28 protein-coding genes and 1 pseudogene are annotated in these 26,445 nt (G+C 67.1%); 10 read left to right on the top strand and 19 right to left on the bottom strand.

Annotated features, from left to right (window positions below):
- Positions 1-38: 38 nt before the first annotated feature.
- A complete protein-coding gene (locus QE363_RS09580; RefSeq protein ID WP_309694721.1) occupies positions 39-1,136 on the bottom strand; it encodes a branched-chain amino acid aminotransferase in 1,098 nt (365 codons plus the stop codon).
- A 57-nt stretch (positions 1,137-1,193) separates the two neighbouring features.
- On the opposite strand from QE363_RS09580, the gene QE363_RS09575 reads away from it, so the two are divergent.
- A complete protein-coding gene (locus QE363_RS09575) occupies positions 1,194-1,691 on the top strand; it encodes a helix-turn-helix domain-containing protein (RefSeq protein ID WP_307099192.1) in 498 nt (165 codons plus the stop codon).
- Between the two features lie 73 nt (positions 1,692-1,764).
- Here QE363_RS09575 and QE363_RS09570 read toward each other — a convergent pair.
- The 5 genes and pseudogenes from QE363_RS09570 to QE363_RS09550 form a co-directional block, all read right to left on the bottom strand.
- Positions 1,765-2,521: pseudogene (locus QE363_RS09570) on the bottom strand (pyrroline-5-carboxylate reductase family protein).
- Between the two features lie 59 nt (positions 2,522-2,580).
- A complete protein-coding gene (locus tag QE363_RS09565) occupies positions 2,581-3,084 on the bottom strand; it encodes a YbjN domain-containing protein (protein WP_307098123.1) in 504 nt (167 codons plus the stop codon).
- Positions 3,085-3,222: 138 nt separating this feature from the next.
- Positions 3,223-3,495 (bottom strand): accessory factor UbiK family protein, encoded by a 273-nt coding sequence (locus tag QE363_RS09560; RefSeq protein ID WP_307098121.1) that lies wholly within the window; start codon positions 3,493-3,495, stop codon positions 3,223-3,225.
- Positions 3,496-3,517: 22 nt separating this feature from the next.
- Positions 3,518-4,036, bottom strand: coding sequence for a TspO/MBR family protein (locus tag QE363_RS09555; RefSeq protein ID WP_309694717.1), 519 nt, complete (start codon positions 4,034-4,036; stop codon positions 3,518-3,520).
- Positions 4,037-4,159: 123 nt separating this feature from the next.
- A complete protein-coding gene (locus QE363_RS09550) occupies positions 4,160-4,894 on the bottom strand; it encodes a TlyA family RNA methyltransferase (protein ID WP_309694715.1) in 735 nt (244 codons plus the stop codon).
- Positions 4,895-5,061: 167 nt separating this feature from the next.
- Between QE363_RS09550 and QE363_RS09545 the strand changes: the two genes are divergently transcribed.
- Positions 5,062-5,745, top strand: a complete 684-nt coding sequence (locus QE363_RS09545) for an alpha/beta hydrolase (protein WP_307098115.1) — start codon at positions 5,062-5,064, stop codon at positions 5,743-5,745.
- Positions 5,746-6,121: 376 nt separating this feature from the next.
- Here the strand turns inward: QE363_RS09545 and QE363_RS09540 are convergent, their stop codons facing one another.
- A complete protein-coding gene (locus tag QE363_RS09540) occupies positions 6,122-6,298 on the bottom strand; it encodes a hypothetical protein (RefSeq protein WP_309694711.1) in 177 nt (58 codons plus the stop codon).
- On the bottom strand, positions 6,295-8,220 hold the full coding sequence (gene dxs / locus QE363_RS09535; RefSeq protein WP_309694709.1) for a 1-deoxy-D-xylulose-5-phosphate synthase: 1,926 nt from the start codon (positions 8,218-8,220) through the stop codon (positions 6,295-6,297). The genes QE363_RS09540 and dxs overlap by 4 nt, the downstream gene beginning before the upstream one ends.
- Before the next feature lie 93 nt (positions 8,221-8,313).
- On the opposite strand from dxs, the gene QE363_RS09530 reads away from it, so the two are divergent.
- Both QE363_RS09530 and QE363_RS09525 read left to right on the top strand, forming a co-directional pair.
- Complete coding sequence (locus QE363_RS09530) at positions 8,314-8,844, top strand: GNAT family N-acetyltransferase (protein WP_309694707.1); 531 nt, start codon at positions 8,314-8,316, stop codon at positions 8,842-8,844.
- Between the two features lie 64 nt (positions 8,845-8,908).
- Positions 8,909-9,442, top strand: a complete 534-nt coding sequence (locus tag QE363_RS09525; RefSeq protein ID WP_307098106.1) for a hypothetical protein — start codon at positions 8,909-8,911, stop codon at positions 9,440-9,442.
- Positions 9,443-9,455: 13 nt separating this feature from the next.
- Here the strand turns inward: QE363_RS09525 and QE363_RS09520 are convergent, their stop codons facing one another.
- Positions 9,456-9,923: a transcriptional repressor gene (locus tag QE363_RS09520; RefSeq protein ID WP_309694704.1), complete on the bottom strand. Its 468-nt coding sequence runs from the start codon at positions 9,921-9,923 to the stop codon at positions 9,456-9,458.
- A 125-nt stretch (positions 9,924-10,048) separates the two neighbouring features.
- On the opposite strand from QE363_RS09520, the gene QE363_RS09515 reads away from it, so the two are divergent.
- The 3 genes from QE363_RS09515 to rpsI all read left to right on the top strand — a co-directional run bounded on the left by QE363_RS09515 (position 10,049) and on the right by rpsI (position 12,251).
- Entirely contained in the window at positions 10,049-11,104 is a 1,056-nt protein-coding gene (locus tag QE363_RS09515; protein ID WP_309694702.1) for a COX15/CtaA family protein, read from the top strand.
- 122 nt (positions 11,105-11,226) lie between these two features.
- Entirely contained in the window at positions 11,227-11,706 is a 480-nt protein-coding gene (rplM, locus tag QE363_RS09510) for a 50S ribosomal protein L13 (protein WP_037568175.1), read from the top strand.
- Positions 11,706-12,251, top strand: a complete 546-nt coding sequence (gene rpsI / locus QE363_RS09505; RefSeq protein ID WP_309694698.1) for a 30S ribosomal protein S9 — start codon at positions 11,706-11,708, stop codon at positions 12,249-12,251. The genes rplM and rpsI overlap by 1 nt, the downstream gene beginning before the upstream one ends.
- Before the next feature lie 103 nt (positions 12,252-12,354).
- Here rpsI and QE363_RS09500 read toward each other — a convergent pair whose 3' ends face one another.
- The gene (locus tag QE363_RS09500) at positions 12,355-12,531 is read right to left on the bottom strand and encodes a hypothetical protein (protein WP_309694697.1); all 177 of its coding nucleotides are present in this window, start codon (positions 12,529-12,531) and stop codon (positions 12,355-12,357) included.
- Positions 12,532-12,626: 95 nt separating this feature from the next.
- Between QE363_RS09500 and QE363_RS09495 the strand changes: the two genes are divergently transcribed.
- Entirely contained in the window at positions 12,627-13,517 is an 891-nt protein-coding gene (locus tag QE363_RS09495; protein WP_309694695.1) for a DMT family transporter, read from the top strand.
- An 8-nt stretch (positions 13,518-13,525) separates the two neighbouring features.
- Here QE363_RS09495 and QE363_RS09490 read toward each other — a convergent pair whose 3' ends face one another.
- Genes QE363_RS09490 through modA form a run of 3 tightly spaced genes read right to left on the bottom strand, consistent with a single transcriptional unit; the run spans position 13,526 to position 15,594 of the window.
- Positions 13,526-14,131 carry an ATP-binding cassette domain-containing protein gene (locus tag QE363_RS09490; protein ID WP_309694694.1) on the bottom strand — a complete coding sequence of 202 codons (606 nt, stop codon included), beginning with the start codon at positions 14,129-14,131 and terminating at the stop codon, positions 13,526-13,528.
- Positions 14,121-14,810: a molybdate ABC transporter permease subunit gene (modB, locus tag QE363_RS09485; protein WP_309698166.1), complete on the bottom strand. Its 690-nt coding sequence runs from the start codon at positions 14,808-14,810 to the stop codon at positions 14,121-14,123. Before modB ends, QE363_RS09490 begins: the two co-directional genes overlap by 11 nt.
- A gap of 7 nt (positions 14,811-14,817) precedes the next feature.
- Positions 14,818-15,594, bottom strand: coding sequence for a molybdate ABC transporter substrate-binding protein (gene modA / locus QE363_RS09480; protein WP_309694693.1), 777 nt, complete (start codon positions 15,592-15,594; stop codon positions 14,818-14,820).
- A 156-nt stretch (positions 15,595-15,750) separates the two neighbouring features.
- Here modA and QE363_RS09475 point away from each other — a divergent pair, with 156 nt between their 5' ends.
- Positions 15,751-19,167: an autotransporter domain-containing protein gene (locus tag QE363_RS09475; protein WP_309694692.1), complete on the top strand. Its 3,417-nt coding sequence runs from the start codon at positions 15,751-15,753 to the stop codon at positions 19,165-19,167.
- 105 nt (positions 19,168-19,272) lie between these two features.
- A complete protein-coding gene (locus tag QE363_RS09470; RefSeq protein ID WP_309694691.1) occupies positions 19,273-19,866 on the top strand; it encodes a hypothetical protein in 594 nt (197 codons plus the stop codon).
- A gap of 29 nt (positions 19,867-19,895) precedes the next feature.
- Here QE363_RS09470 and lepA read toward each other — a convergent pair whose 3' ends face one another.
- The 6 genes from lepA to QE363_RS09440 all read right to left on the bottom strand — a co-directional run bounded on the left by lepA (position 19,896) and on the right by QE363_RS09440 (position 26,438).
- Positions 19,896-21,707 (bottom strand): translation elongation factor 4, encoded by a 1,812-nt coding sequence (gene lepA / locus QE363_RS09465; protein ID WP_007404479.1) that lies wholly within the window; start codon positions 21,705-21,707, stop codon positions 19,896-19,898.
- A gap of 39 nt (positions 21,708-21,746) precedes the next feature.
- Positions 21,747-22,274, bottom strand: coding sequence for an AAA family ATPase (locus tag QE363_RS09460; RefSeq protein WP_309694685.1), 528 nt, complete (start codon positions 22,272-22,274; stop codon positions 21,747-21,749).
- On the bottom strand, positions 22,271-22,822 hold the full coding sequence (pnuC, locus tag QE363_RS09455) for a nicotinamide riboside transporter PnuC (protein ID WP_309694684.1): 552 nt from the start codon (positions 22,820-22,822) through the stop codon (positions 22,271-22,273). Before pnuC ends, QE363_RS09460 begins: the two co-directional genes overlap by 4 nt.
- 391 nt (positions 22,823-23,213) lie before the next feature.
- A complete protein-coding gene (locus QE363_RS09450) occupies positions 23,214-24,707 on the bottom strand; it encodes a tryptophan 7-halogenase (protein ID WP_309694682.1) in 1,494 nt (497 codons plus the stop codon).
- Complete coding sequence (locus QE363_RS09445; protein ID WP_405053171.1) at positions 24,704-25,741, bottom strand: cupin-like domain-containing protein; 1,038 nt, start codon at positions 25,739-25,741, stop codon at positions 24,704-24,706. Before QE363_RS09445 ends, QE363_RS09450 begins: the two co-directional genes overlap by 4 nt.
- Positions 25,734-26,438 (bottom strand): SapC family protein, encoded by a 705-nt coding sequence (locus QE363_RS09440; protein WP_309694681.1) that lies wholly within the window; start codon positions 26,436-26,438, stop codon positions 25,734-25,736. Before QE363_RS09440 ends, QE363_RS09445 begins: the two co-directional genes overlap by 8 nt.
- Positions 26,439-26,445 lie beyond the last annotated feature (7 nt).

The raw sequence follows: 26,445 nt of genomic DNA, 5'->3' as shown, positions 1-26,445 counted from the left end.
GCGCCGCTCTTGAAAAGCCTTAATTGCGACAAAAATCGTCAGCCCAGGCGGCGCATCCAGCCGTGCGGATCGGGGGCCTGGCCGCGCTGGATCGATACCAGCTGGTCGCGCAAGCGGGTGGTCAGCTGGCCGGGACCGCCGCTGCCGATGGTGAAGCGGCCCGCGGGCTCGGCGACGCTGCCGATCGGGGTGACGACCGCCGCCGTGCCGCAGGCGAACGCCTCGACCAGGCGGCCGCTGGCGGCGTCGGCACGCCACTGGTCGATCGCATAGGGCTCCTCGCGCACGGTCAGGCCCTGCGCGCGCGCGATGGTCAGGATCGAATCGCGGGTGATGCCGGGCAGGATCGTGCCGGTCAGCGGCGGCGTGACCAGCGAGCCGTCATCGAACACGAAGAAGACGTTCATGCCGCCCAGTTCCTCGACCCAGCGGCGCTCGACCGCGTCGAGGAAGACGACCTGGTCACACCCGTTGGCGATCGCTTCCTTCTGCGCGAGCAGGCTGGCGGCATAGTTGCCGCCGCACTTGGCAGCGCCCGTGCCGCCGGGAGCCGCGCGGGTATAGCCCTGGCTGACCCAGATCGACACGGCGGGCGCGCCGCCCTTGAAATAGGCGCCCACTGACGAGGCGATGACCATGTAGAGATATTCGGACGAGGGCTTCACGCCCAGGAAGACCTCGCTGGCGAACATGAAGGGGCGCAGATAGAGCGCACCGCCGTCCTGCTCGGGAATCCAGTTGCGCTCCACCTCGACCAATCGCTCGACCGATTCCAGGAACAGGTCCTCGGGCAATTCGGGCATCGCCATGCGCCGCGCCGAATCCTGGAAACGGCGGGCATTGGCCTCGGGCCGGAACAACGCGGTGCCGCCATCCGCCAGGCGATAGGCCTTCATCCCCTCGAAGATTTCCTGCGCATAATGCAGGACCGAGGCGGCCGGATCGACCTGAAGCGGCACGCGCGCGGTAATCTGCGCGTCGTGCCAGCCCTTGTCGTCGCTATAGCGGATCAGGGCCATGTGATCGGTGAAAACGCGCCCGAAACCGGGATCGACCAAACGCGCCGTCCGCTCGCTCGCCTCGACCGGGGTCTGGCTAGGATCGAACCGAAACGTAAGGGATTGATGCGCTTCCATGATCAACTCTCTGTTTTGGGTTGCCGTGGCCTAGGCGCTGTGAGTAGACGGGTCAACATGGCTGCCTCGAACCAGTCCGCATCGGCACAGTTTCTTCGTGAACCCGAACTCCGCAGGGGTATGGAATTGCTGTATTTCGGCAATAGCCACCTCGTGCGATCCATCGATCGTGGCCTCGCCGCGCAAGGGCTGGGGCGCGCGCATCACCGCGCGCTCTATTTCATGGCGCGGCGGCCCGACATGACGGTCAGCGAGCTGTTGTCGCTCCTGGCCATCACCAAGCAGTCGCTGGGGCGCGTGCTCAACGAGCTGGCGAGCCGCGACCTGGTGGAGACGCGGCCGGGGGACCGCGACCGGCGACAAAGGCTGCTGCGGCTGACCCCGGCGGGGGCGGCCATGGAGGCCGAACTGTTCGACGCGTTGCGCGAAAAGCTGGCCAAGGCCTATGCCCGCGCGGGGCAGCAGGCGGTGACCGGGTTCTGGACGGTGCTGGAGGGGTTCATTCCGGAGAATGAACGCGCCAGGATCGAGGAACTGCGTTCCAACGACGGTTGATTCCGGTTCGCGCGAAGACGCGATGGCGCGAAGAGGTTGCGAGCGGGCTTCACGCCTTCGCGTGAACCCCAGATCAGCGCCGCGCCGCCGCCGCCATTTCCCGATTGCGCCGTTCCGACGCCGCGAGCGTGTCGGCCATCAGCCGCTGGAGCGCATCCCCGGCATCCAGCACATTGAGCCCTTCGCGGGTCGAACCGCCGGGACTGGCGACCCCGATCGGCGAGGACGGCGGGTGACGCGTCGGCACCGATCGCCATGGCCCCTGCCCCGTCGACCGTCGCCAGCGCCAGTTGCCGGGCGAGATCGGGATCGAGCCCGAGCGCCACGCCCGCCTGCGCGATGGAATCGATGAAGCGGAACACGAAGGCCGGACCACATCCGGCCAGCGCGGTGACCGCGTCGAACTGCCCCTCATCCTCGATCCATGGTGCCAGGCCGAGCGGCCGGGCGAGCGCCTCGGCCGCCGCGCGGACGGCCGGATCGCTCGAGCGGGTGAAGAGCGCCGTGACCCCCTGCCCGATCGCGACCGGCAGATTGGGCATCATCCGGACGACCGCGTCCGCCGGGATGCGCTCCGCCAGCGCCCGTTCCTCGACCCCGGCCAGGATCGAGAGGAGCAGCCGGGGGCGCAGATGCGCCAGGGTCGGCGCGATATCGTCAAGCTGCTGCGGCTTGAACCCCAACATCAGGGTCGCCGGGCGCTCGTCGGTCGGCAGCGCGGTCAGCGAACGAACGCCATCGGGCGCGCGCGTTCCGCTTCGGGTAATCACCGTGACCTGGGCGGGATCCAGCCCCTCGGAGAGCCAGCGGCGAAGCATCGCGCCCGCCATGTTGCCGCAACCGATCAGCCAGATCGGCCCGTCGGGAAAACCGCTCACGTCCCAGCTCCTCAGGCTTCGCCCTGCGTCTCGATCAGCGCGGCGGCCAGGGCCTCACGCGGGGTCTTGCCGCCCCAGAGGACGAACTGGAACACCGGATAGAAACGCTCGCATTCCTCGATGGCCGATTCGACCAACAATTCGGTGGCGGACAGCGAGATGGTGCCTTCGTCCCCGCCATCGACCATCGCCGCATGGCGGTAAAGCAGGATGCCGCTGTTCGACCAAAGCTCGAAATGGCCGATCCACAGCTGTTCGTTGACCAGCGCCAGCGCCTCATAGATGCTGGCGCGGCGATCCTCGGTCACCTTGATGTCGGGAAAGGCCAGGAATTGCAGCACGCTGTCGTCATCGCGCCACAGCGCGCGCAGCTCATAGCTGGCCCAGCTGCCCTTGACCGTCGCGACGATCTCTTCGTCATGGCGCTCATGCTCCCACCCATGCGCGGCGAAATACGCCTCCAGCATGTCGATGGGCGCCGATTCCTCGGTTTCGTGATCGTGCGATTCAAGCATCGTGGCTTCCTGCGAACAAAACCAGACCGTGACAGGGTGCACCCTGTCCGGCCCCGCCGCAAGCAGAGACCCCACGAAAACTGTGGATAGCTGCCCGCCCGCTGGGGACAGGCAGCGAACCGATGTTATTCGTCGGGATCAGGATTCCGCCCCGGTCACGGGCGCGCTCGCCAGCCGGGCTTCCAGCGCGTCAAGCCGTGCCTTCAGCGCATCGGCCTCGTCCCGCGCGGCGACGGCCATCGCCTTGGCGACCTCGAACTCCTCGCGGCTGACGAAGTCGAGCCCGCCGATCCATTCGCGCGCGCGCGAACGGGCGCTGGCTTCCGCCTCACGCCCCATGCCCGCCACGGTGCCGGCCAGGCCGTTCATCACCTTGGCGAAATCGTCGAACAGCTTGTTGTCGGCCTGCATGATCAAATTCCCAAAAATCGTTTCACAGCATTTGGGACGTCTGGGCGCGCGGCACAAGGCTTTCCGCATTCGGATTGAGCTGACCGATCCGCCAGTTGAGCACGCCCGCGAACGAAAGCCATACCAGATAGGGCAGCATCAGCCACGCCGCGCCGCGCCGGATACGGGCAAAGGCGAAGGTCGTGGCGATCGAGACGGCCAGGATCGCAACGATCACGAACAGTGCGACATCGACCAGATGCGCGCCGAAGAACAACGGCGTCCAGGCGAGGTTCAGCGCGAACTGGACGACGAACAGGCCGATCGCCACGCCCCGCCCCCGCGCGCCGCGCGCATGGACGATCATCGCCAGCGCCAGCCCGATCATGATGTAGAGCGTCGTCCAGACGACCGGAAAGACCCAGCCGGGCGGGTTGAGTTCGGGCTTGGTCAGCGCCTGATACCAGACATTCTCGCTGCCCGAGGGGACCGCGCGGCCCGAGGCGAAGCCCAGCAGCAGGATCAGCGGCACGATCACGATGGCCCAGCGCAGGAACGACATCCGCAACTGTTCCTTTGATGCGATCGTGCCCAAGCGTGCCTCTCTTCCCATGATGGCGGTCGGTCTGCCGCAGTGCCACACAACAGTAAACGAAAAGCTGCCGCGAATGCGTCACAGCACCGTTCAATTTCGGGATGCGGCGACCAGAAACTCGATATTCCCCTCCGGCCCGGTGATCGGACTGGGCGTCACGCCGACCACGTGCCAGCCGATACCGGTCAGCCAGGCGACGACCGCCTCGCACACCCGCTGGTGCACCGCGGGGTCGCGGACCACCCCGCCCTTGCCGACCTCGTCGCGCCCCGCCTCGAACTGCGGCTTGATCAGCGCGAGCAGCCGCGCCTCGGGCCCGGCAAAGCTCAGCGGGCGCTCCAGCACCTTGGCCAGGCCGATGAAGCTGGCGTCGCACACGATCATGTCGACCGGCTCGGGGATGTGCACCTCGGTCAGGATGCGCGCGCTGGTCTGTTCATGGACGATGACGCGCGGGTCCTGGCGCAGCGACCAGGCGAGCTGGTTCGTGCCGCTGTCCACCGCATAGACCTTTGCCGCGCCCTTTTGCAGCAGGACGTCGGTAAAGCCGCCGGTCGAGGAGCCGACGTCGATCGCCACCACGCCGCCCACGTCCCAGCCGAAATGGTCGAGGCCATGCGCCAGCTTGATGCCGCCGCGCGAGACCCAGGGGTGATCGCGCCCACGCACGTCGAGCGCGGCATCCTCGGGCAGTTGCTGGCCCGGCTTGGCAATCTTCGTTTCGCCCGAAAAGACCAGCCCCGCCATGATCATCGCCTGGGCGCGCGAACGCGATTCCACGAGTCCGCGATCCACGAGCATCTGGTCGACACGCTGCTTGGCCATAAGCGCCCCTATCCCGCGCCTCCGTCCGTCGCAAGCCGCGATCCGTCCGACGGAAAGCCTATTGCCTATTAGATTGATAGGAATATGTTGATGCCAAGGATCGGGAGTCGTGGGATCGATGCCCATCGCTCCACCGGCAACCCGGCCCTGAGCCAAGGAGATGCCATATGGGTTCGTTCGCATCCTATGAGGCGCGCAAGCCGACCGTCCTCACCGTCCCCGGCCTGGGTGGGTCGGGCCGATCGCACTGGCAGAGTTTGTGGGAAGAAGCGCGGCCCGACACGATCCGGGTCGAGCTGGGCATGTGGTCGACCCCGCACCGCAACGCCTGGGTAACGCGGCTGGACGAGGCGATCCGGCAGGCGCAGGCCCCGGTGATCCTGGCGGCGCATTCGCTGGGCTGTCTGGCGGTGGCGTGGTGGGCGGAATTGTCGCCGCAACCCTATGGCTGGCCGGTCGCCGGCGCGTTGCTGGTGGCGCCCGCCGATGTCGATCGGCCGGACGCGCCCGACAGCCTGAAGGGCTTCGCACCCAGCCCGCGCACCCCGCTCCCCTTCCCCTCGATCCTGGTCGCCAGCCAGGACGACCCCTGGATCTCGATCGAGCGGGCGCACAGCCTGGCGGTCGACTGGGGCAGCCACTTCGTCGATGCCGGGCATCAGGGGCATATCAATGCCGCCAGCGGCCTGGGCTGGTGGCAGGAGGGGCAGGAGCTGCTCGGCCGAGTGATCGCGGCGAGCGGCATGGATCGGCCGACACCCTCGGGCCCCTTACCTCCCTCCGAGGCGCGCGCGGTGCTGGCGGTGAACGCGACCGACGCGGCGCAGGCGCATTATCTGGGGCGGTCCTGACGCCGGGTGCGCGGCGGGTGGCGGCACGTGCGCTTCGACTGCTTAGCGTGAACGGGCGGAAGGGAGTGTGGCCACTCGCTCCCCCGCCCCGTTCAGTTACTCCCCCTCCCCGTTCAGCCTGAGCGAAGTCGAAGGCCAAGGGAATCCCTCACCACTCGGCGTACCCCGGCGAAGGCCGGGGCCCAGTTTCGATGAAGCTGAGAGGAAATAGAGACAGCGAGTGGGAGGCAAAGCCAATCGGTCGCATAGCCTCCCACGCCAATTTACCGCGCCACCGCGATGACGTGGAAGCTGGGCCCCGGCCTTCGCCGGGGAACGGCTAAACCAGGGAATGTCCTCAGCCTTCGACTGCCCTCAGGCCGAACGGATGTTCGGGTCAGGTCGAAGCGGGTTCACCCCGATCAACAGCATCGCCTTCGCCTTCCCGCTCGGCATCCGCCTTCGCCGCCGCGGTGGCGGCTTTCATCCGCCGCCACATGCGGACATTCACGCCCACCATCATGACCACCGCCAGCGTCGTGAAGACGATGACGGCGGTCCATCCCCGGATCACGCCCGCGCGCCTTCGGTGACATGGGTGCTGTTGTGGCGCAGCGCCTTCAGCACCGTCTCGACGATCGCATCGGCGTCGAGCCCGGCCTGCGCATATTGCACCTCCGGCTTGTCCTGATCCTGGAAGATATCGGGCAGGCGCATGGTGCGCAGCTTCAGACCGCCGTCGATCAGCCCCTCGTCCGACGCCATGGTCAGGACATGCGCGCCCAGGCCGCCGATCGCATTCTCCTCGATCGTCACCGCCACCTCATGCGTGGTCAGCATCCGGCGGATCAGCGCCTCGTCGAGCGGCTTGGCGAAGCGCAGATCGGCGACCGAGGTCGACAGCCCCTTGGCCTCCAGCGTGTCGGCGGCGCGCAGCGCCTCGGCCAAACGGGTGCCGAGCGACAGGATCGCGACCTTCTTGCCCTCGCGCACGACGCGGCCCTTGCCGATTTCCAGCCGTTCAGGCGTCTCGGGCAGCGCCACGCCGACGCCATTGCCGCGTGGATAGCGGACCGCGATCGGGCCGCTGTCGTGCTGGACGCAGGTATGGACCATATGGACCAGCTCCGCCTCATCGGCGGCGGCCATCACGACCATGTTGGGCAGGCTGGCGAGGTAGGTGACGTCGAACGAGCCCGCATGGGTCGCCCCGTCCGCCCCGACCAGTCCGGCGCGGTCGATCGCGAAGCGGACCGGCAGGTTCTGGATCGCGACGTCATGGACCACCTGGTCATAGGCGCGCTGGAGGAAGGTCGAGTAGATGGCGCAGAAGGGCCGCATCCCCTGCGCCGCCAGTCCCGCCGCGAAGGTCACCGCATGCTGTTCGGCGATGCCGACATCGAAGAAGCGGTCGGGATAGGTGACGGCGAACTTGTCCAGCCCGGTGCCCGACGGCATGGCCGCGGTGATCGCGCAGATGGTCGGATCGGTCGCCGCCTCGCGGGCCAGCGCCTCGCCGAAGACATTCTGATAGGCGGGTGGTCCCGGCGGCGCCTTGGCCTGGGCTCCGGTGATGACGTCGAACTTCTGGACGCCGTGATATTTGTCCGCCGCCGCCTCGGCCGGGGCATAGCCCTTGCCCTTCTTGGTGACGACATGGATCAGGATCGGGCCTTCCTCGGCGTCGCGGACATTCTCCAGCACCGGGATCAGATGGTCGAGATTATGACCGTCGATCGGGCCGACATAGTAGAAGCCCAGCTCCTCGAACAGCGTGCCGCCCATGGTCATGCCGCGCGCGAATTCGTCGGTCTTGCGCGCCGCCTTCTGGATGGGACGCGGGAAACGCTTGGCGAGCTTCTTGAGCACGTCGCGCACGCCCAGGAACTCGCGGCTCGACACCATGCGCGACAGATAGGCCGACAGGCCGCCGACCGGCGGCGCGATCGACATGTCGTTGTCGTTCAGGATGACGATCAGGCGATTGCCCGCCTGCTCGGCATTGTTCATCGCCTCATAGGCCATGCCCGCCGACATCGCGCCGTCGCCGATTACGGCAATGCCCTTGCCCGGCGTTCCCGCCAGCTTGTTCGCCACCGCAAAGCCCAGCGCCGCCGAGATCGAGGTCGAGCTGTGCGCCGCGCCGAACGGATCATATTCGCTTTCGGTCCGCTTGGTGAAACCCGACAGGCCACCGCCCTGGCGGATGGTGCGGATACGCTCGCGCCGCCCGGTCAGGATCTTGTGCGGATAGCATTGGTGCCCGACGTCCCACACCAGCCGGTCGGCGGGCGTGTCGAACACATAATGGAGCGCGACCGTCAGCTCGACCACGCCCAGCCCCGAGCCGAGATGGCCGCCGGTCGTGCCCACCGCCGAAATCGTCTCGGTTCGCAGCTCGTCGGCGAGTTGTCGCAACTGTTCGGGAGCCAGTCGACGCAGATCGTCGGGAGTGTGGACCGTGTCAAGCAACGGGGTCTGAGGAATATCTGCCATCACACCGGCTTATCGCAGCAAATCGGTGGTGTCGATTGCATCCGTCGGCCGGATCTTGGTTGACGTCTGCGGTCATCGCGCCAGAAACGGGACATGTTTACCTTTCGCTGGGCCGAACCCAAGGACCTCGAACCCATTGCGGTCCTGATGGACCGCGCCATCGCAACGCTTCAGCACGGATTTCTTTCCCCGGCCGAAATCCGCGCCAGCCGCTCGGTCATGGGGCTCGACACGCAATTGGTCGCCGACGGCACCTATCTGCTGGCCGAATGCGAGGGGCGGTTGGCGGGATGTGGCGGATGGAGCCGCCGCACGACGCTTTATGGCGGCGACCACAGCCTGGGCCTGCGCGACGCCGCGCTGCTCGATCCGCCGACCCAGCCCGCGCGTATCCGTGCGATGTACACCGATCCGGATTTCGTTCGTCGGGGCCTGGGTCGGGCGATCCTGGCGCGGTGCGAGGGGGCCGCGCGGGCGGCGGGCTTTGGCTCGGTGGAGATGATGGCGACGCTGGCCGGCGAACCGCTCTACCGCGCCTGCGGCTATGAGGTGATCGCGCCCGTCCGATCCGCGCCGGTCGAGGGGGTTACGGTGCCGCTGATCCGCATGGGAAAATGGCTGTAATCCGCCGAGTCGCGGCCGATTCGATGCGCTGGACAAAAGGGGTACAAATGGGTAGCCGCCGCGGATGGCAGCCTCCCTGTTTCTTCTCCTGGCGGTAATCCTGGCGTTCGCCGGGGGAGGCGGGCCCTGGATCATGGTCGCGACGGTCGCGCTGGCGACGGCATCGGGCACGACCTTTCCCGATCTCGACAGTCCGTTGCGGCTCCAGCATCGCAGCGCGGTGGTGCACAGTGTGCTGCCGCTCTATATCGCGATGCTCGATCCCCGGACATGGCCGGTGGCGGCGGGGCTGGGTTTCGGGATCGGATTCCACCTGGCGGCCGATCTGTTTCCTACGACGATGCGCGGCTATGCCACCATCAAGATGCCGCTGCTCGGGTCGATCGGCGTGCTTCCGTCCTATTTGTGGATCGCGGTCCATGCGGGTGCCAATCTGGTCGGCGGGGTCCTGATCCTGGAGCGGATCGGCACGCGCCCGGCCACCACCTGCGCGCTGGCGGCGGCGGGGGTGCTGGGGGCGGCCTATCTGATGCGCACACAAGGCGGGCTCTACGCGCTGGCGCTGCTGACCGGGCTGGGCTGGCTGATGCTGCGCTGAGCAGCGGGCCGGATCAGTCCTTGGCGCAGTCCGCGCAGCGGCCGCGCACCTCGATCACCGGACGCTCGGGACGGAAGCCCGCGCCGCGCGCCGCATCGCGCACCGCGCCGGTCAGGTGATCGTCATCGATATGCGTCGTCTGGCCGCATTTGTCGCACACCAGGAAGATGCAGTCGTGCAGGCAGTCGGGATGCGCATTGGCGACATAGGCGTTGGCGCTTTCCACCCGGCGGGCGAGATTGGCGCCGACGAACAGGTCGAGGATGCGATAGACGCTGTTCGCGGCGACCCGCCGCCCCTGCGCCTTCGACATGGCATCCGCGATGTCATAGGCGCTGGCGGGCTTTTCGAACCCGGCCAGCGCCTCGAACACGCTGGCGCGCATCGACGTCCATTGTTCGCCCGCGCGTTCCAGCGTGGCTTTCGCGGCGACGGCCAGATCGGCGCCTTCGGGTTCCTGATGTTGATGCGCATGCGCCATGGCGTTGATTTAGGTGGTGGCGACACGGGGAGCAAGGTCCGCCGTCACGCCGGTGCGCGCATCCTTTCGCGAAGAGGGCATTCGGTCCACTATCCGCCGCCGCCGCCGCTTCCTATGATGGCATCATGCTGCAGCCGAGCCCCGCCTTCATGATCACCGCCCGCCCCCGTGCCATTGCCCGCTGGCTGTTCGCCGTGGCGGGGCTGATCGTGACGATGGTGATCGTGGGCGGCATCACCCGCCTGACCAATAGCGGGCTGTCGATCACCGAATGGAAGCCGATCACCGGCATCGTCCCCCCGCTGACCGACGCGCAGTGGCAGGCGGAGTTCGCCAATTACAAGCGCATCCCCGAATATTGGACCTTCAACCGCGACATGACGCTGGCCGGGTTCAAGGCGATCTTCTTCTGGGAATATCTGCACCGCGTGCTGGGTCGGGTAATCGGCATGGCCTTTGCCCTGCCGCTGATCTGGTTCTGGGCGAGGAAGGCGATCCCGGCCGGATACAAGCCGCGCCTGGTCGCGCTGCTGGCGCTGGGTGGGCTGCAAGGCGCGATCGGATGGTGGATGGTCGCGTCGGGCCTGGTCGAGCGGACCGATGTCAGCCATATTCGGTTGACCGTCCATCTGCTGACCGCATTGTTCATCCTGGCGGGGATCGTCTGGACCGCGCTCGATCTGGCGGCCCTCCATCGCAACCGGCTGGCGGCTCCGGCGCGACTGACGGTGCTGGGCGCGGGCGCGCTCGTCCTGCTGTTCGTGCAGCTGATGTTCGGCGCGCTGACCGCCGGGCTGGATGCGGGCTATGCCTTTTCCAGCTGGCCGCTGATGGGCGATGCCTGGTTCCCTGCGGGCACGCCGATGATGACGCCCGCCATCGCCAACGCCTTCGACAATCCGGTCGTCGTCCAGTTCATCCATCGCTGGTTCGCCTTTGCGGCGGCGGCGATGCTCGTGCTGATGGCGGCGCGCGCGATCCGCGCCGGTGCCCTTCGCGCAGGCTGGCTGGTAATCGTGCTGCTCGTCGTCCAGATCGGGCTAGGCATCGCCACGCTGCTGTCGGGCGTCCAGATCGACATCGCGGTGGCGCATCAGGCCAATGCCGCGCTGCTCCTGATCGCCGCGACCGCTGCCGCGCACCGGCTGGGCAGCCACCCCGGCGCCCTCAAGGTATCATAATACCCGTCAGCAAAGCCGCGCTTTGCTTGACTTTTTGGGGCACCTCCAGCATTGGCCACTCGTCCGCGCCGCCCGAGACAAAGGGCGGCGTGTTGCATTTCAAACCGAAAGGTCTCACGCCCATGAAGGCGCTCATGAAGACCACCAAGGCGGCCAAGCCGCACGAGGTGGAGAAGAAGTGGCATATCGTCGACGCCGACGGCCTGGTTGTCGGCCGCGCCGCCACCATCATCGCGAACATCCTGCGCGGCAAGCACAAGCCGTCGTTCACCCCGCACGTCGATTGCGGTGACAATGTCATCGTCATCAACGCGGACAAGGTGCGCTTCACCGGCAACAAGCTGGGCCAGAAGGTGTACTACAAGCACACCGGTTACGCCGGTGGTATCAAGGGCATCACCGCCGCCAAGGTCCTGGAAGGCCGCTTCCCCGAGCGCGTCCTGGAAAAGGCCGTCGAGCGCATGATCCCCCGTGGTCCGCTGGGCCGCCAGCAGATGCGCAACCTGCGCATCTTCGCCGGCACCGAGCATCCGCACGCCGCGCAGAACCCCGAAGTGCTCGACATCGCGAGCATGAACCGCAAGAACAAGGTGGGCGCATAATGTCCGACAACCGCCAGTCGCTCGCCGATCTCGGCGCCACGCTGAACCAGCAGGCCGCCGCCGCTTCGGCGCAGCCCGCCGCCGTCGCCGGTGAAGCCCCCGCCGCTCCCGTCGAGCGCGTCAACACCACCCCGCTGCGTCAGCAGGAACTGGACAAGTTCGGCCGCGCCTATGCGACCGGCCGTCGTAAGGACGCCGTCGCTCGCGTCTGGCTGAAGCCGGGTTCGGGCAAGATCACGATCAACGGTCGTGACCAGGAAGTCTATTTCGCGCGTCCGACGCTGCGTCTCGTCATCAACCAGGTGTTCGGCATCACCGAGCGCGAAGGTCAGTATGACGTCGTCTGCACCGTCAAGGGCGGCGGTCTGTCGGGCCAGGCCGGTGCGGTCAAGCACGGCATCAGCCAGGCGCTGACCAAGTACGAGCCGGTTCTCCGCGCTCCGGTCAAGGCCGCTGGCTTCCTGACCCGCGACAGCCGCGCCGTCGAGCGTAAGAAGTATGGCCGCGCGAAGGCGCGTCGCAGCTTCCAGTTCTCGAAGCGCTAATGGCGACTTGCCCTGGATGGCCCATGCCATCCGGGGACTTGCCACGGCACGAAGGGGCGGTCCGGCAACGGGCCGCCCTTTTGGCATTCCGGCCAAGTGGTCCTCACCGCGACGGCCGCGCCTTGATCAGCGCCACGATCGGGATGACACAGGCCAGGATCGCCAGGCCAAGGCCCGCCAGCGCCGCCCAGATACCGATGGCGACACCACCATAATAGGCGCCGATCACGAAGCCGAGCAGCGGCAGGATGATCAGCGACAGGCATCCGATAACCATCATGATGCCTATCAACGACACCGCCCTCGCCTGTGTTCCGCGCGGGCCGGGCCGATAAACCCCTTCGCAGTCGCAGCATGACGGCGTAGGAGCACTTCATGGCCAACCTGCTCTGGATCCCCGCCACCATCGCCGCCTCGGTCTTCCAGGTCGGCCGCAACGCGCTGCAACGCGGCGTCATGTCTTCCTCCGGGCCCTGGGGCGCGACGCTGGTGCGTTTCCTGTTCGGACTGCCCTTCTCATTGCTGTTCGTCGCGGTGGCGCACAGCGTGATGCCGGGCGTAGACCTGCATTGGGGCGGCGCCTTCTGGTTGTCGGCCATGGTCGGGGCCGCGTCGCAGGTGCTGGCGACCGCCGCGCTGCTCGCCGCCATGGACCGCGCCGGGTTCGCGGTGGGCACCGCGCTCCAGCAAAGCTCCTTGCCGCTCGCCGCGCTGCTCGGCCTGGTCGTCTATCATGACCGGATCAGCGGCATCGCCTGGGCCGGGGTCGCGATCACGACCGCCGGGCTGGTCGCCTTGTCCTGGCCCGCGCCCGACCAGCGGCGCGGGTCGCTGATCGGAGCGGCGCTGGGCCTGGCCTCGGGGCTGTTCTTCGGCTTTTCGCTCAACGCCTTTCGCCATGCTGCGCTGGCGCTCGACCCGGTGCATCCGATCTTCGCCGCGCTGGTGTGCGTCGCGGTGGTGCAGGCGATGCAGACGGTCGCGCTCGGCCTCTATCTGGCGTGGCGCGATCCGGCGGTGCTGGCGGAGGTGCTGCGCCGCTGGCGGCCCTCGCTGGGCGCGGGGCTGTGCGGGGCCTGCGCCTCGGCGGGATGGTTCGTCGCGCTGGCCTTGTCCCCGGCGGCCCCCGTCCGCGCGCTGGGCATCATCGAAGCGCCAATCGCAGCCATGGCCGGACATCGCCTGTTCCGGGAGACGCTGAAACTGCGTCAGATCCTGGCGGGCATCGCGATCGTCGGCGGCGTGGTGCTGACCACCCTGTTCTGACGCGGACGCTATAGCCGGACGATGGCGGTGGCGATGCGTTCGGCCTCGTCCGGGTCGTGCGTCACCATCAGGATCGGGATGCCGGTGGTGTCCCGCACCGCCACCAGCGCATCCAGTATCTCGCCCCGCCGCCCCCGATCGAGCGAGGAGAGCGGTTCGTCGAGCAGCAGGACGCGCGGCCCGCTGAGCAGCGCGCGCCCGATCGCCACGCGCCGCGCCTCGCCACCCGACAGGGTGCGCGGCCAGCGGTCGAGCAGATGGCCGATGCCCAGCATCGCGACGACCCCGTCCCGGTCGCCGCCACCCTGCCGCATGCCGTAGCGGAGATTGGCCGCCACCCGCATGTGCGGAAACAGCCGGGGCTCCTGAAAGACATAGCCGATCCGCCGCCGCTCGGGCGGCACATCGATCCGCGCCGCGCCGTCGAACAGCGTCTCGCCATCGACGCGGACATGGCCGCTTTCGGGCCGCAACAGCCCGGCCACCATCTGCAGGATGCTGGTCTTGCCGACCCCCGATGGCCCGAACAACACGGTCGCGCCGGGCCCGGTGGCGAAGCGCGCCGCGATGACGCTCTCCCCGCGCCGGACCGAGACGTCGATATCAAAGGACATGCAGCCCCCGGCCCATCCGCCGCGCCAGCCATTCGGACGCGATCAGCGCGACCAGCGACAGCGCGACCGACACCCCCGCCAGCCGCCACACCATCGCCTCGCCATCGGGGCGTTGCAGCGCGGAGTAGATGGCGAGCGGCAGCGTCGCGGTCTCGCCGGGCACGTTGGAGACGAAGGTGATGGTGGCGCCGAACTCGCCGATCGAGCGCGCAAAGCCCAGCACCAGCCCCGCCAGCACGCCCGGCGCGCACAGCGGCAGGGTGATGGTGGCGAAGACCCGCCCCCGCCCCGCCCCCAGCGTCCGCGCCGCCTGCTCCAGCCGGGGATCGACCGCCTCGATCGACAGGCGGATGGCGCGCACCACCAGCGGCAGGGCCATCACCCCCGCCGCGATCGCCGCGCCGGTCCAGCGGAACAGCACGCTCACCCCGAACCACGCCGCCAGCCGCGACCCGATCGGCCCGGCGGGGCCGAAGGCCAGCAGCAGCACCCAGCCCGTCACCACCGGCGGCACCACCAGCGGCAGGTGCACGATCCCGTCGAGCAGCACCCGCCCCGGAAACCGCCCCCGCGCCAGCGCCCAGGCGATGACGAAGGCGACCGGCACCGTGACCAGCATCGCCGATCCCCCGACCAGCAGCGACAGCCGGACGATCCCCCATTCCTCGGCCGACAGCATCATGCCGTCATCGCGTCCAAAAGCCGTAGCGTCGGAAGATCGCCTTGCCCTCGGCCGACAGCAGGAAGCGCCGGAACCCCTCGGCCTGCCGGTTGGTCGAGGATTTCAGCCGCGCGAGCGGATAGGTGATGGGCGGATGGCTGGCCGCCGGGAACATCCCCGCCACCCGGACGCGCGGTGCCGCCCTGGCATCGGTGGCATAGACGATGCCATAGGGAGCCGCGCCACGCTCCACGAGCGCCAGCGCGGCACGGACATTCTCGGCACGGACGACATGCGGGGCCACCATGGACCAGGCTCCTAGCCGCTCCAGCGCGGCCTTGCCATATTTGCCCGCAGGCACGCTGTCGGTGTCCGCCATGGCGAGCGGCCCGGCCGACAGCGTCCGGCCGAGCGTGCGCGTCGTCACATGACCGCCCTGCCCGGCCGGGGCGATCACCACCAGCCGATTGCCCAGAAAGGCGCTCCGGGTCCGCGCGGCGAGCAGGCCGCCGCGTTCCAGCACGTCCATCCATTCCTCGTCGGCGGAGGCGAACAGGTCGGCCTTGCCCCCCGCCTGAACCTGCCGCGCCAACGCCGAGGAGGCGGCGAAGGAGATGACGGGACGGACATGCCCGCGCCTGGCCCAGGCATCGGCGGCGGCGGTCATCGACTCCTGAAGACTGGCGGCGGCCAGTATCAACGGCGCGCGTTCCTGGGCCGCAGCGGGCACCGCCCCCAATGACGCAATGAACGGCAAGACTTTGCACGCTACCAGAAGCAGCTTCTTTCGTCGGCTCGACATGTTCTTTCCTTGGTTATGTTGGCGCGGCAATTACGCGTCGACCTTGACAACAAAATGTCTGAATTTCAGACATTTGTCATTGTATCGCGCCATCTTCCCGAATAACTCCGTTATCGGAGCGGCGTAAGGACGACGCCGGACTACAGGGGAATGATAATGATGATGCAGGGACTCACTCTGCCCGCCACAGACCGGCTTCGCCGCGCGCTGATGACTTCGAGCGCGCTGCTGGCGCTGCCCGCCGCCGCACAGGCGCAAAGCTCGGCCGAAACACCGCGCCCGCAGATCGCGCAGGACTATGCCAGCGCCGCCAACGCGATCGAGGCCGTACCGGGCCTGCGCCTCACCGACGAACCCCAGATCGTCATCTCCCAGCCGGGCACCGCGACCAGCGCGATCGACAATGCCGGGGGCGTCAACGGGGTCGGACAGATGTTCGTCTCCGCAGGTGGCGGCAGCCTCAGCCTGTGCACCGGCACGCTGATCAACCCGCGCACGGTCATCTTCGCCGCGCACTGCGTCAACACCCGCGCCGCCGCCGATTACGGCACGGCGCGCGGCGGCACGCCGATCTCGTTCGGGTTCAAGACCGACAATCTGACCGGCGTGCGCGAATGGCTGCTCGACACGCTGGGCGGTCGCGCCAATCCCGACCAGTTCAAGACCAAGGCCGCCAACGCGCTCTACAATGTCAATCAGGTCAGCTGGAATCCCGCGTCGCAGCGGACCGGCTTCCTGGAAGGCGACGTGGCGCTCGCCACGCTCGATACGCCCGCGACTGGCATTCCGACCTGGGCGCTGCTGTTCTCCGCCCTGCCCGCCCCCGCGTCGATCAGCAATGACAGCGGCACCGGCTATCACGTGACCGTCACCGGCTATGGCCGCAGCGGCGTCGGCAATCAGGGCGACACCAACGGCATCGATTTTCGCCGTCGTGTCGCGGAAAACTATATCGGCATGCTGGGCTCGCTCGACGACCGCAATCTGTGGCTGTTCGGCCAGGGCGCGAACCTGCCGCAAAACCTCTATCAGATCGACTTCGACGATCCCCGTCGCGGCACCTCCTCCGCCAGCCGGTTCGACTTCAACCTGTTCCGCGACAAGGCACTGCCCAATGAGGGCACGACGGCGGGCGGCGATTCGGGCGGGCCGCTGATCCTCGATCGCACCTTTGCGCGGCAGGTCGTGATCGGCGTGCTGTCGGGCGGCAGCCGTTTCTACAACGCGCAGGCTTCGTCCAGCTACGGCACCTCGTCCTTCTACCAACCGCTCTACCTCTTCTGGGACTATATCGCCGCCAACAACCCCTATCGCTATGCCGCCGCCAAGGCCGGCGACGGCGCCTGGGAGGATGGCACGCACTGGGTGACGACGACCGACCCGGCCTATCAGATCATCCAGAACGGCCAGCTGACGAATGGCGTTCCCACCTCGCCCGGCCTCGGCATCGCGAATGATCCGACCAACAAGTTCGGCGACATTTGTGACGGTGTCGAATGCTATAATGTCAAGACCGGCGCGGTCACGCGGCAGGATGGCGACGGCACCGGACAGACCGGCACGGGCGAGGCCAATGCGGCGGGCAAGGCCATCCTGACCGAGACCAGCCGGACCGCCACCGACGAAGCCCAGGCCTCGGGCAGCGCCACGGCGGCGGCGCTTCCGGCCGTGACCATCGCCAACGGCCTGCCGGGCGCGACCAACTTCGTGCCGAACAATGTCGACCCCAGCCGGACGATCGCCGCGCGCTATTACGACGTCACCCTGTCGGCGGCGGGCAATACGACGCTGAGCTCCTCGGCGACGGTCGACCGCTTCACGCTGAACGGATCGGAGGCGCGGCTGACCGTGGCGAGCGGCGGCACCCTGTCCACGGTGGCCGAGTTCAACCATCTGGCGGGCATGGTCGCCAATAGCGGCACGATCAATGCGGGCGGCGACTATCTGATGCTCGCGGGCGGGCTTCAGGGCACGGGGCGGATCAACACCCGCTTCTTCACCAGCGTATCGGGCATGATCGCGCCGGGCACCACCGGCACGATCGGCACGCTGACCTTCGGCGGCAACGTCATCCTGGCCTCGGGCACGCAGTTGCTGATCGATGTCGGGCCGGGCGGCACGTCGGACAAGATCGCCGTCGTCGCCAACAATGGCAGCGGCGGGCAGCTAAACGTGGGCGGATCGGTCGGCTTCGCACCGGTCAGCGGGCAGGTGATCCGCGCGGGCGACGTCTATACCATCGCCACCGCGACCGGCGGGATCAGCGGGCAGTTCAACAGCCCCGCCGCGCTCAGCGCCATCCTGACCCCGACGCTGGCCTATTCGGCCAATGCGATCACCGCGCGGGTCGTCGCGGGCTCCTATGCCAATGTCGTCAACGCCACGCCGTACCAGACCGCATATGCCCGGCTGCTCGACCAGAATCGCAGCAACCAGGCCAATCTCCCGAGCCTGTACGGCACGCTCGACCTGGCCTCGGCCGCGTCGATCCGCACCTCGTTGGAGGGGCTGGCCCCCTCGACCGAGGCGCTGAAGCGGGCGCAGGGCACGATGGCGCTCGACAACACGGCGCGCTTCTATCGCGAGCATCTCGCCACCCTGTCCCCGCGCGAGGGTCTGGGCGGCACGCTGACCATGGTCGGCCAGCCGGTGCAGGTCGCCAGCCTTGCGATGAGCAATCTGGCGGGCACCCAGGCGCAGATGGCGACCGACAGCGGCGGCGTGTCGATGCGCGAGAATGTCCTGCCCGAAAATGTCGCGGTGTTCCTGGCGGGCGGCTATCTCGACGGCCGGTCCCGCGCCCTGCCGCAGACGACCACGTCGAACGTCCGCGACCGGTTCGACGGCTTTTATGTCGCGACCGGCATCGAGACCGAAGTGGACGAGGCGAGCATCATCGGCTTCGGCTTTTCCTATACGAAGACGACCGGCAACACCTCGTTCGGGCAATATGCGCGTGGCGACCTGTATCAGGGCACGCTCTACGGCAAGACCGAGCTGGACGGCGTCTCGCTGGACAGCCAGTTCAGCGCGGGCGTGTTCCAGGCGCGGACGCAGCGCAACGTCTCGCTGGCGGGGGTCGCCTATGACCTGCGGTCGCGCGACAACGCGCTTGCGCTGTCGAGCGAGGTCGGGCTGGCCAAGACCTATAGCTTCGGCGGTCTGAAGATCGGCCCGCGCATCGCCGCGCGGGTCAGCCATCTGGGCTTCACCCCCACGGCCGAGACAGGCGGCGGCCCTACCCTGCGTTATGATCGCCAGGATTATAACAGCGTGCAGGGGCGTGCCGGGTTGATGCTCAGCTCGGACGGACCGTTCCGTCCCTATGCCTCGGCCTATTATGTCCATGACTTCCAGGATCGGCCGGGCGTGTTCGGGGCGAATTTCGCGGGCGGCATCGGCCCCTCCGCGCTGTTCGCGCTGCCGGGCCAGGACAAGAACTGGGGCGAGGCGAGCATGGGCGTGTCCTATGTCGCGGGTCGGGTCCAGCTGTCGCTGGGCGCCGACACGACCTTCGAGCGCCGGGATGTCGAGAACCAGTCCTATCGCGGCACGATCAAGATCGCGTTCTGATACACTGAAGGGCGGCCGCTTTACTCCTTGGGCGGCCGCCCCGCTTGTACTGCACGTCTTTCCGAAAGCCCATTGGCGGACTGCCGTCCGCCATGCGATGGATCGGTGTTCTCGATCGGTGTTCTCGGGGGGATTGTCGTGATGCTTGCGGCTTTAATGTCGGCGATCGCTTTGGCTACACCGTCTGCGGATGTCGCCGTGAAGCCGTGTTCGCTTCGGCGGCTGACAGGCTGTGATACGGTCAATCCCCTATCTTGGCGTCCGGACTTCCAGCAGGCATTGGCTCAGTTTTTGGGGAGAGATGGCCGCAAGCGCATCAGCCTGCTCTACCATAATGGCCGCCTGATTGATCAAGTCAAAGCCGTTCTGGGCGGACCGCCCGACGCCCGCCGAGATTTACCGGATGGCAGCCACCTCTTCACCGCCTGCCGCGTTCATTCCTGCAATGAAAAGGGTGCGATCCTACTCGATCCACAAGGTGAGATACATGCGATTGCTGTCATAAGCTATCACTGCGGCAGGGGTCCCAAGCCGTGCGAGAGCCTACCTCAACTTGACCTGTTCGTACGGAACCGCAAGGCGGCCGATGGAGCACAAAGGCATCTGTCCCAATGGGCTCACGCGGTCGTCCCTAAGGATCTCGCCGCCATGCCGATGACGGTGCATGAGCTACCGACCCGGCCGGGCGCTCGGCTTTAAACAGCCACGCGTCCGGCCGGTCCGGGTTCTTACGCCTCGTCACCCATGCGCAGCGCGGCGATGAACGCTTCCTGCGGGATGCTGACCGAGCCGTATTCGCGCATCTTCGCCTTACCCTTTTTCTGCTTTTCCAGCAGCTTGCGCTTACGCGTTGCGTCGCCGCCATAGCATTTGGCGGTCACGTCCTTGCGCATGGCGGAAATCGTCTCGCGCGCGATCACCTTGCCGCCGATCGCCGCCTGGATCGGAATCTTGAACAGGTGGCGTGGGATCAGTTCCTTCAGCCGCTCGCACATGCCGCGCCCGCGCGTCTCGGCGGTGCCGCGGTGGACGATCATCGACAGCGCGTCGACCGGCTCTTCATTGACCAGGATCGACATCTTTACGAGGTCGCCCTCGCGATAGCCGATCTGGTGATAGTCGAAGCTGGCATAGCCCTTCGACAGCGACTTCAGCCGGTCGTAGAAATCGAACACGACCTCGTTGAGCGGCAGTTCATAGGTCGCCTGGGCGCGCCCGCCGACATAGGTCAGGTTCTTCTGGATACCGCGCCGGTCCTGGCACAGCTTCAGGATCGAGCCGAGATATTCGTCGGGGACATAGATGGTCGCCTCGATCCACGGCTCGCTGATCGACTCGATCTTGTTGGGATCGGGCATGTCGGCCGGATTGTGCAGATCGATCTGCCCGCCGCCATGCGTCAGCTCGATCTGGTACACCACCGACGGCGCGGTGGTGATCAGGTCGAGGTCATATTCGCGGGTCAGCCGCTCCTGAATGATCTCCAGATGGAGCAGCCCCAGGAAGCCGCAGCGGAAGCCGAAGCCCAGCGCGGCCGAGGTTTCCATCTCGAAGCTGAACGAGGCGTCGTTCAGCCGCAGCTTGCTGATCGACTCGCGCAGCTTCTCGAAATCGTTGGCGTCGACCGGGAACAGGCCGCAGAACACGACCGGCTGGACTTCCTTGAAGCCCGGCAGCGCCTGTTCGGTCGGCTTCTTGGCGTCGGTCAGCGTGTCGCCGACGCGCGCCTGCGCCACGTCCTTGATCTGCGCGGTGATGAAGCCGATCTCACCGACGCCCAGCTCGGTCAACTGCTCGATCTTGGGGCGGAAACAGCCGACGCGGTCGATCAGGTGGGTGGTGCCCGCCTGCATGAACTTGATCTGCTGTCCCTTTTTCAGCGTGCCTTCCATCACGCGGACCAGGATGACGACGCCCAGATAGGGGTCGTACCAGCTGTCGACCAGCATCGCCTTGAGCGGCGCGGTCGCGTCGCCCTTGGGCGCGGGGATGTTCTTGACGATCGCTTCCAGGATGTCGCCGATGCCGATGCCCGACTTGGCGCTGGCCAGCACCGCACCCGAGGCGTCGATACCGATCACATCCTCGATCTCCGCGCGGACCTTTTCGGGTTCGGCGGCGGGCAGGTCGATCTTGTTGATGACGGGCACGATCTCATGGTCATGCTCGATCGACTGATAGACATTGGCCAGCGTCTGCGCCTCGACACCCTGCGCGGCGTCGACGACCAGCAGAGCCCCTTCGCAGGCCGCCAGCGACCGGCTGACCTCATAGGCGAAGTCGACATGGCCCGGCGTGTCCATCAGGTTCAGCGTATAGGTCTCGCCGTCCTGCGCCTTGTACGCCAGGCGCACGGTCTGCGCCTTGATGGTGATGCCGCGTTCCTTCTCGATCTCCATATTGTCGAGAACCTGTTCGCTCATCTCGCGGTCGGTCAGGCCGCCGGTGAACTGGATCAGGCGATCGGCGAGCGTCGACTTGCCATGGTCGATATGCGCGATGATGGAGAAGTTGCGGATCTTGTCGAGCGGCGTGGACACGGGGGGAATGGTTTCCTGAAAAGCTATTCGATGACGCCGTTAGCAAAGATGCGGGCGGATGCCAAAGTGCTCTAGCGCGGCGATGCAATTTGCATAGCGGCTTTCGCCCTGCCCCTCGATCAACCGGTACGCCACGCCGCGCCGATCCAGCTCCGCGCGCGACAGGTCGAAGAAGCGTTGCCGCGCCGCGCGCGTGCCGAACAGGCGGGTGCCGTCCTCGACCCAGGGCAGATCGGGGGCGAAGAGAAGATAGACGTCGGACAGCCGGTTCCACGTCGCGAACCAGGGATCGCGCGCGGCGAACAGCATGTCGGCCCAGACGGCGGTCATCAGCGGATCGGTATCGGTCACGACCGGCCATGGCCCCTCCACCATCGCGCGGGCCAGCCGGGCATCATGCCCCCGCCCGATCGCCACCAGATCGGCCATGGTGAAGTCGGTGCCATGCGCCTCGGCATAGTCGCGGCCATATTCGCCCAGATAGCATCCACCCAATGCCCGGGCCAGCCGCGGCCCAACGGTCGACTTGCCGGTGCTTTCGGGTCCGTGCAGACAGATGCTCGTCACGCCCGCCCCCGCCATTCGCGATAGCCCCACAGGCTCAGCCCCAGAAAGATGACATAGAGGATGGCGGTCAGCGTCAGCCCCTTCACCGCATAGAGCGCGATGGAGGAGAGATCGACGACGATCCAGAGGATCCAGTTCTCCAGCCGCCGCCGCGCCAGCAATATCTGCGCCGCGACGCTGGCAACGGCATTGGACGCATCCCAGAAGGGCATCGCCGCATCGGTCCAGCGCGCCATCGCGGCACCCCAACCGAGCGAGGCGATCGCGATCCCCGCCAGCCACACGCTACGCGCGCGCAACGACAGCGTCTCCACTGTCACCTCGCCCGCTCGCGTGACGCTGCGCCGCCAGACGATCCAGCCATAGAGGTTGAGCGCGAAGAAGAAGAGCTGCAACGCGGCGTCGCTGTACAGCCGCTCCCGCCAGAACAGCAGCGCATAGAGCGACACCATCACCAGCGCGACGGGATAGTTCAACAGGCTGCGCCGCACGACGAGCGTGACATTCGCGACCCCGAGGACGAAGGCGATGGATTCAAGCCAGGTCATCGGACCGGGACAGGCCGGACCACCGTCGGCGGCGAACGTCCCTCGCCAGGAAGACCGGCGCTCGCCGACGCCCGCGGGCCGGAAGCGTCCTTCCCATTCCTCATAGCGGATCGGCCCGAAGGCGAGGGATTACCATAATGGGATCGCCCGATAGGCCAGCGGCACGCATTTGCGATAGTCCCAATCGACCGCCGCGAGATCATGGCCGGAAGCCCAGCCACATACGTTGCGCAAATCAGGATTGTCTCGGCTCTGTCGATCAATTCCGGGTCAACGGCACCGTCGCCGATTCCGTCGGTGGGGCTGCGGCCTCCAACGCCCCCACTTCGGAAAGGGCAGGTCGGACAGAGGACGATCAGGGCAAAACTCGCGCCTTATTCCCGACCTGCCGTCAAGCCGACGCCCCGCAATACCCCTTGAGAAACGCAAGATGGTCCGGGATCGACTGCAACTGCCGTGCAAGCTGTTGGTCCAGTCCGTCGAACGAATCCTTCAGCGCCTGACGGCTCAGCATTCCGGGAATGCGATGATGGGCTTTCGGGACAAGTCCCTGCCCCAGCATCACCGAGACCCAGGAATCAATCCTGAACAGATCGTCCTGCCCCTGCCACGCCCCCCCGCTTTCGGCGAACAATGTGATCCGTTGCACGAGGGTCTCGGGGACGCGCATCGTCGAGCAGCGCTGCCAGAATGGCGAGTCCGTCCGCTCCGTCTGCGCGTAATGCAGGATGATGAAGTCGCGGATATGCTCCCATTCGTGACGCGACTGGGCATTGAACCGCGTCCGCAGCGCCGCGCTGTCCTGGCCCTGAAAGGGAAAGCCCTGGATCAGGCGCATCACCGCGATCATGACCAGGTGGATGCTGGTCGACTCCAGCGGCTCGATGAACCCCGCCGCAAGCCCCAGCGCCACGCAGTTGCGGCTCCAGGCGCGACGACGCATCCCGGCGCGGAATTGCAGGGCGCGGGGCTCGGACAGCGTCATACCCTCGATCCCCGCCATCAGGGTGGCGGTCGCCTCGTCCTCGCTCATATGGGCCGAGGCATAGACCAGGCCATTGCCCACCCGCGTCTGGAGCGGGATGCGCCAGCGCCAGCCCGCCCGGTGCGCGATGGCGCGGGTATAGGGGACCGGAGCCGCGACGGCCTCGGTCTGGACCGCGATCGCCCGGTCGCAGGCCAGCCATTCGCTCCAGTCCTCGAAACCCGTCTCCAGCGCCCCCTCGATCAGCAGCGCGCGAAAGCCGGTGCAGTCGAGGAACAGGTCCCCCTCGATCCGGTCGCCCGATACCAGATGGAGCGCGGCGATGTCCCCGCCCTCGCCGTGGCGCTCGACGCTGGCGATGCGGCCCTCGACCCGGCGCACCCCGGCCGGTTCGGCGATCCCGCGCAGGAAGCGGGCATAGGCGGTGGCATCGAGATGATAGGCATAGGCCAGGGTCCCGGCCTCGTCCCGTCCGAAACGGCCCGCCGCCGCCGCCCGCGCCTCGAGCGAATAGTCGGTATAGGCGCCGCCGAACCCGTGACGCCGCGCCTCCAGCCAGAAATGCTGGAAATCGGCGATCGCCACGGATCGCCCCACGGTTCCGAAAGGGTGGAAATAGCGGTCGCCGACCCGGCCCCAATTCTCGAACCCGATGCCCAGCTTGAAGGTCGCCTGGGTGGCGCGCATGAACGCCGCCTCGTCGATGCCGAGAAAGGCATGGAAGCCGCGCGCAGTGGGAATGGTGGACTCACCCACTCCGACGGTGCCGATCTCGTCGGATTCGACCAGGACGACTTGGACGAGCGGCCCCAATTGCCGCACGAGCGCAGTGGCGGCCAGCCACCCGGCGGTCCCACCCCCTGCGATGACGACCCGCGTCGGCGGACAGGGATCGCTCATCGGTTCAGCCTTTGCAGAAGATAGGCGCGAAGCCGCCGCGCCATCGCCTCGTCGAGCGGCGCGAGCGGGCCGTGCGACGCCGGGGGCAGATGCGCGACGACCGCTTCGGGATCGCCAAAGACATAATGGTCGAAGATCGCGCACCAGGCCCGCTTTTCCGCCGCCGGCCGATCGCGCAGCGACAGCATGGCGTGCATCACCGTATCCATAGGCGTGTCGAGATAGGCGGGCGCGGTGTTCCACCAGTAATTGACGAGGACGTTGAACGTCTCCAGCGCCTCGACATGGTGCCACCACAGCGCCGGATAGACCAGCAGGTCGCCGGGTTCGAGTTCCGCCACCACGGCCTCGGCCATCGCGTCGCCAAAGCGGGGATAGCGATCGAGGTCGGGCCGGGCGAAGTCGACCATGCTGACGACCTGCCCGCCCGGCGTCGGGGCCAGCGGTCCGGGATAGAGGTTGGCGATCTGGTCGGGCGGAAACAGGGTGAAGCGACGTCGACCGACCGCGCAGATCGCCGCATTGTTCGCCATGTCGTAATGCGCCGAGGCGATGGTGCGATTGCCGATCCAGATACTGGCCAGCGGCGGATGGCGGGCGAACAGCCCATCCGACGGCACAAGGTCGTTCTCGTCGCGAAAACCGGGCAGATAGGCGTCGAGATCGGTCGACCCCATATAGAGCGCGGGCGCCTCCCCTTCCCCGTCCGCCCCGTCGAGCAACCGCGCCAGCAGATCGCGCAGCGGCAGCGTCTGGCTCTTGAAGTTCAGCGCGGTGGCCGTCTCGTCATAATGGAAACGCCCCCGGATCGCCGCCTCGCCGACATAGCCGGTCACCGGCCGTCCGCGATCGAAGCGAAGGAGATAGTTGGCGGCCGCATGCCCGGAAATCCGCCCCGCGCGGACCAGCGGCCAGTCGGCAGCATAGCCCCGCAGGATGACCGGCTCGTCCCGCTGGACCAGCGCGGCGAGATCGGGGGGTAGCGTGCCGGTCATCTCGCGGGCATGACGCGGGGCGGGCAGGCGATCAGCCATGCGCATCGCCGACCAGCTTGCGATCGATCAGATGGCGCAGATTGCCCAGCGAGGACGCGATCCAGAATGCCGGGCGTAGATAATCCCGTGCATGAAGCTCGCCAAGCGCCCCGCCCTCCAGCGCCGCCAGCCGCGCGCTATCGATCGTCAGGCAGTCCGGCACCTTGTATCGCCGCCCCTCGTCCAGATCGAGTTGCAGCACGGCGGGCGTCAGCAGGTCGAGCGCCGCCCAGGCCTCGTACATGGCCTGCTCGGTCTGCACGCCCTCGTAAATGCGTTGCAGCATGACCGAGACATGGTCGAGCAGCGGCGCGTTGCCGCCATGTTCGCGAAAGACGGACATGCCGTCCGTGGCCAGTCGCGGATGCTCGGGATCGATGAAGATCATCGGCTCGCCGGCGGGGTCGTGACCGATCGAAAACGGCCCGCGCGCACGGGTCGCCGGGATGTAGCGCGCGTCCCAGCGATCGCCCTTCAGGAACAGGTTTTCATCCGGGTCCAGGCCCAGAAGGATGGTCGCATACAGCGCACCCGCCTCGTCCCGGCGCAGCAATATGGCATATTCACGCTGAAGCTCCTCGAACTCGGCGGGGAAAACGCGGGTCTGGTTGATGGCGTCGCCGAAGCGCGCATGATGACCCATCGCGACGCAAAGGTCGCGATGGTCGATATTGTTGAGCAGGACAGGTGCGGCCATGATCGCC

It is taken from the genome of Sphingomonas sp. SORGH_AS_0870 (assembly GCF_031453175.1).
Classification (GTDB): Bacteria; Pseudomonadota; Alphaproteobacteria; order Sphingomonadales; family Sphingomonadaceae; genus Sphingomonas.
This window is presented reverse-complemented; position numbering and strand designations above follow the sequence as displayed.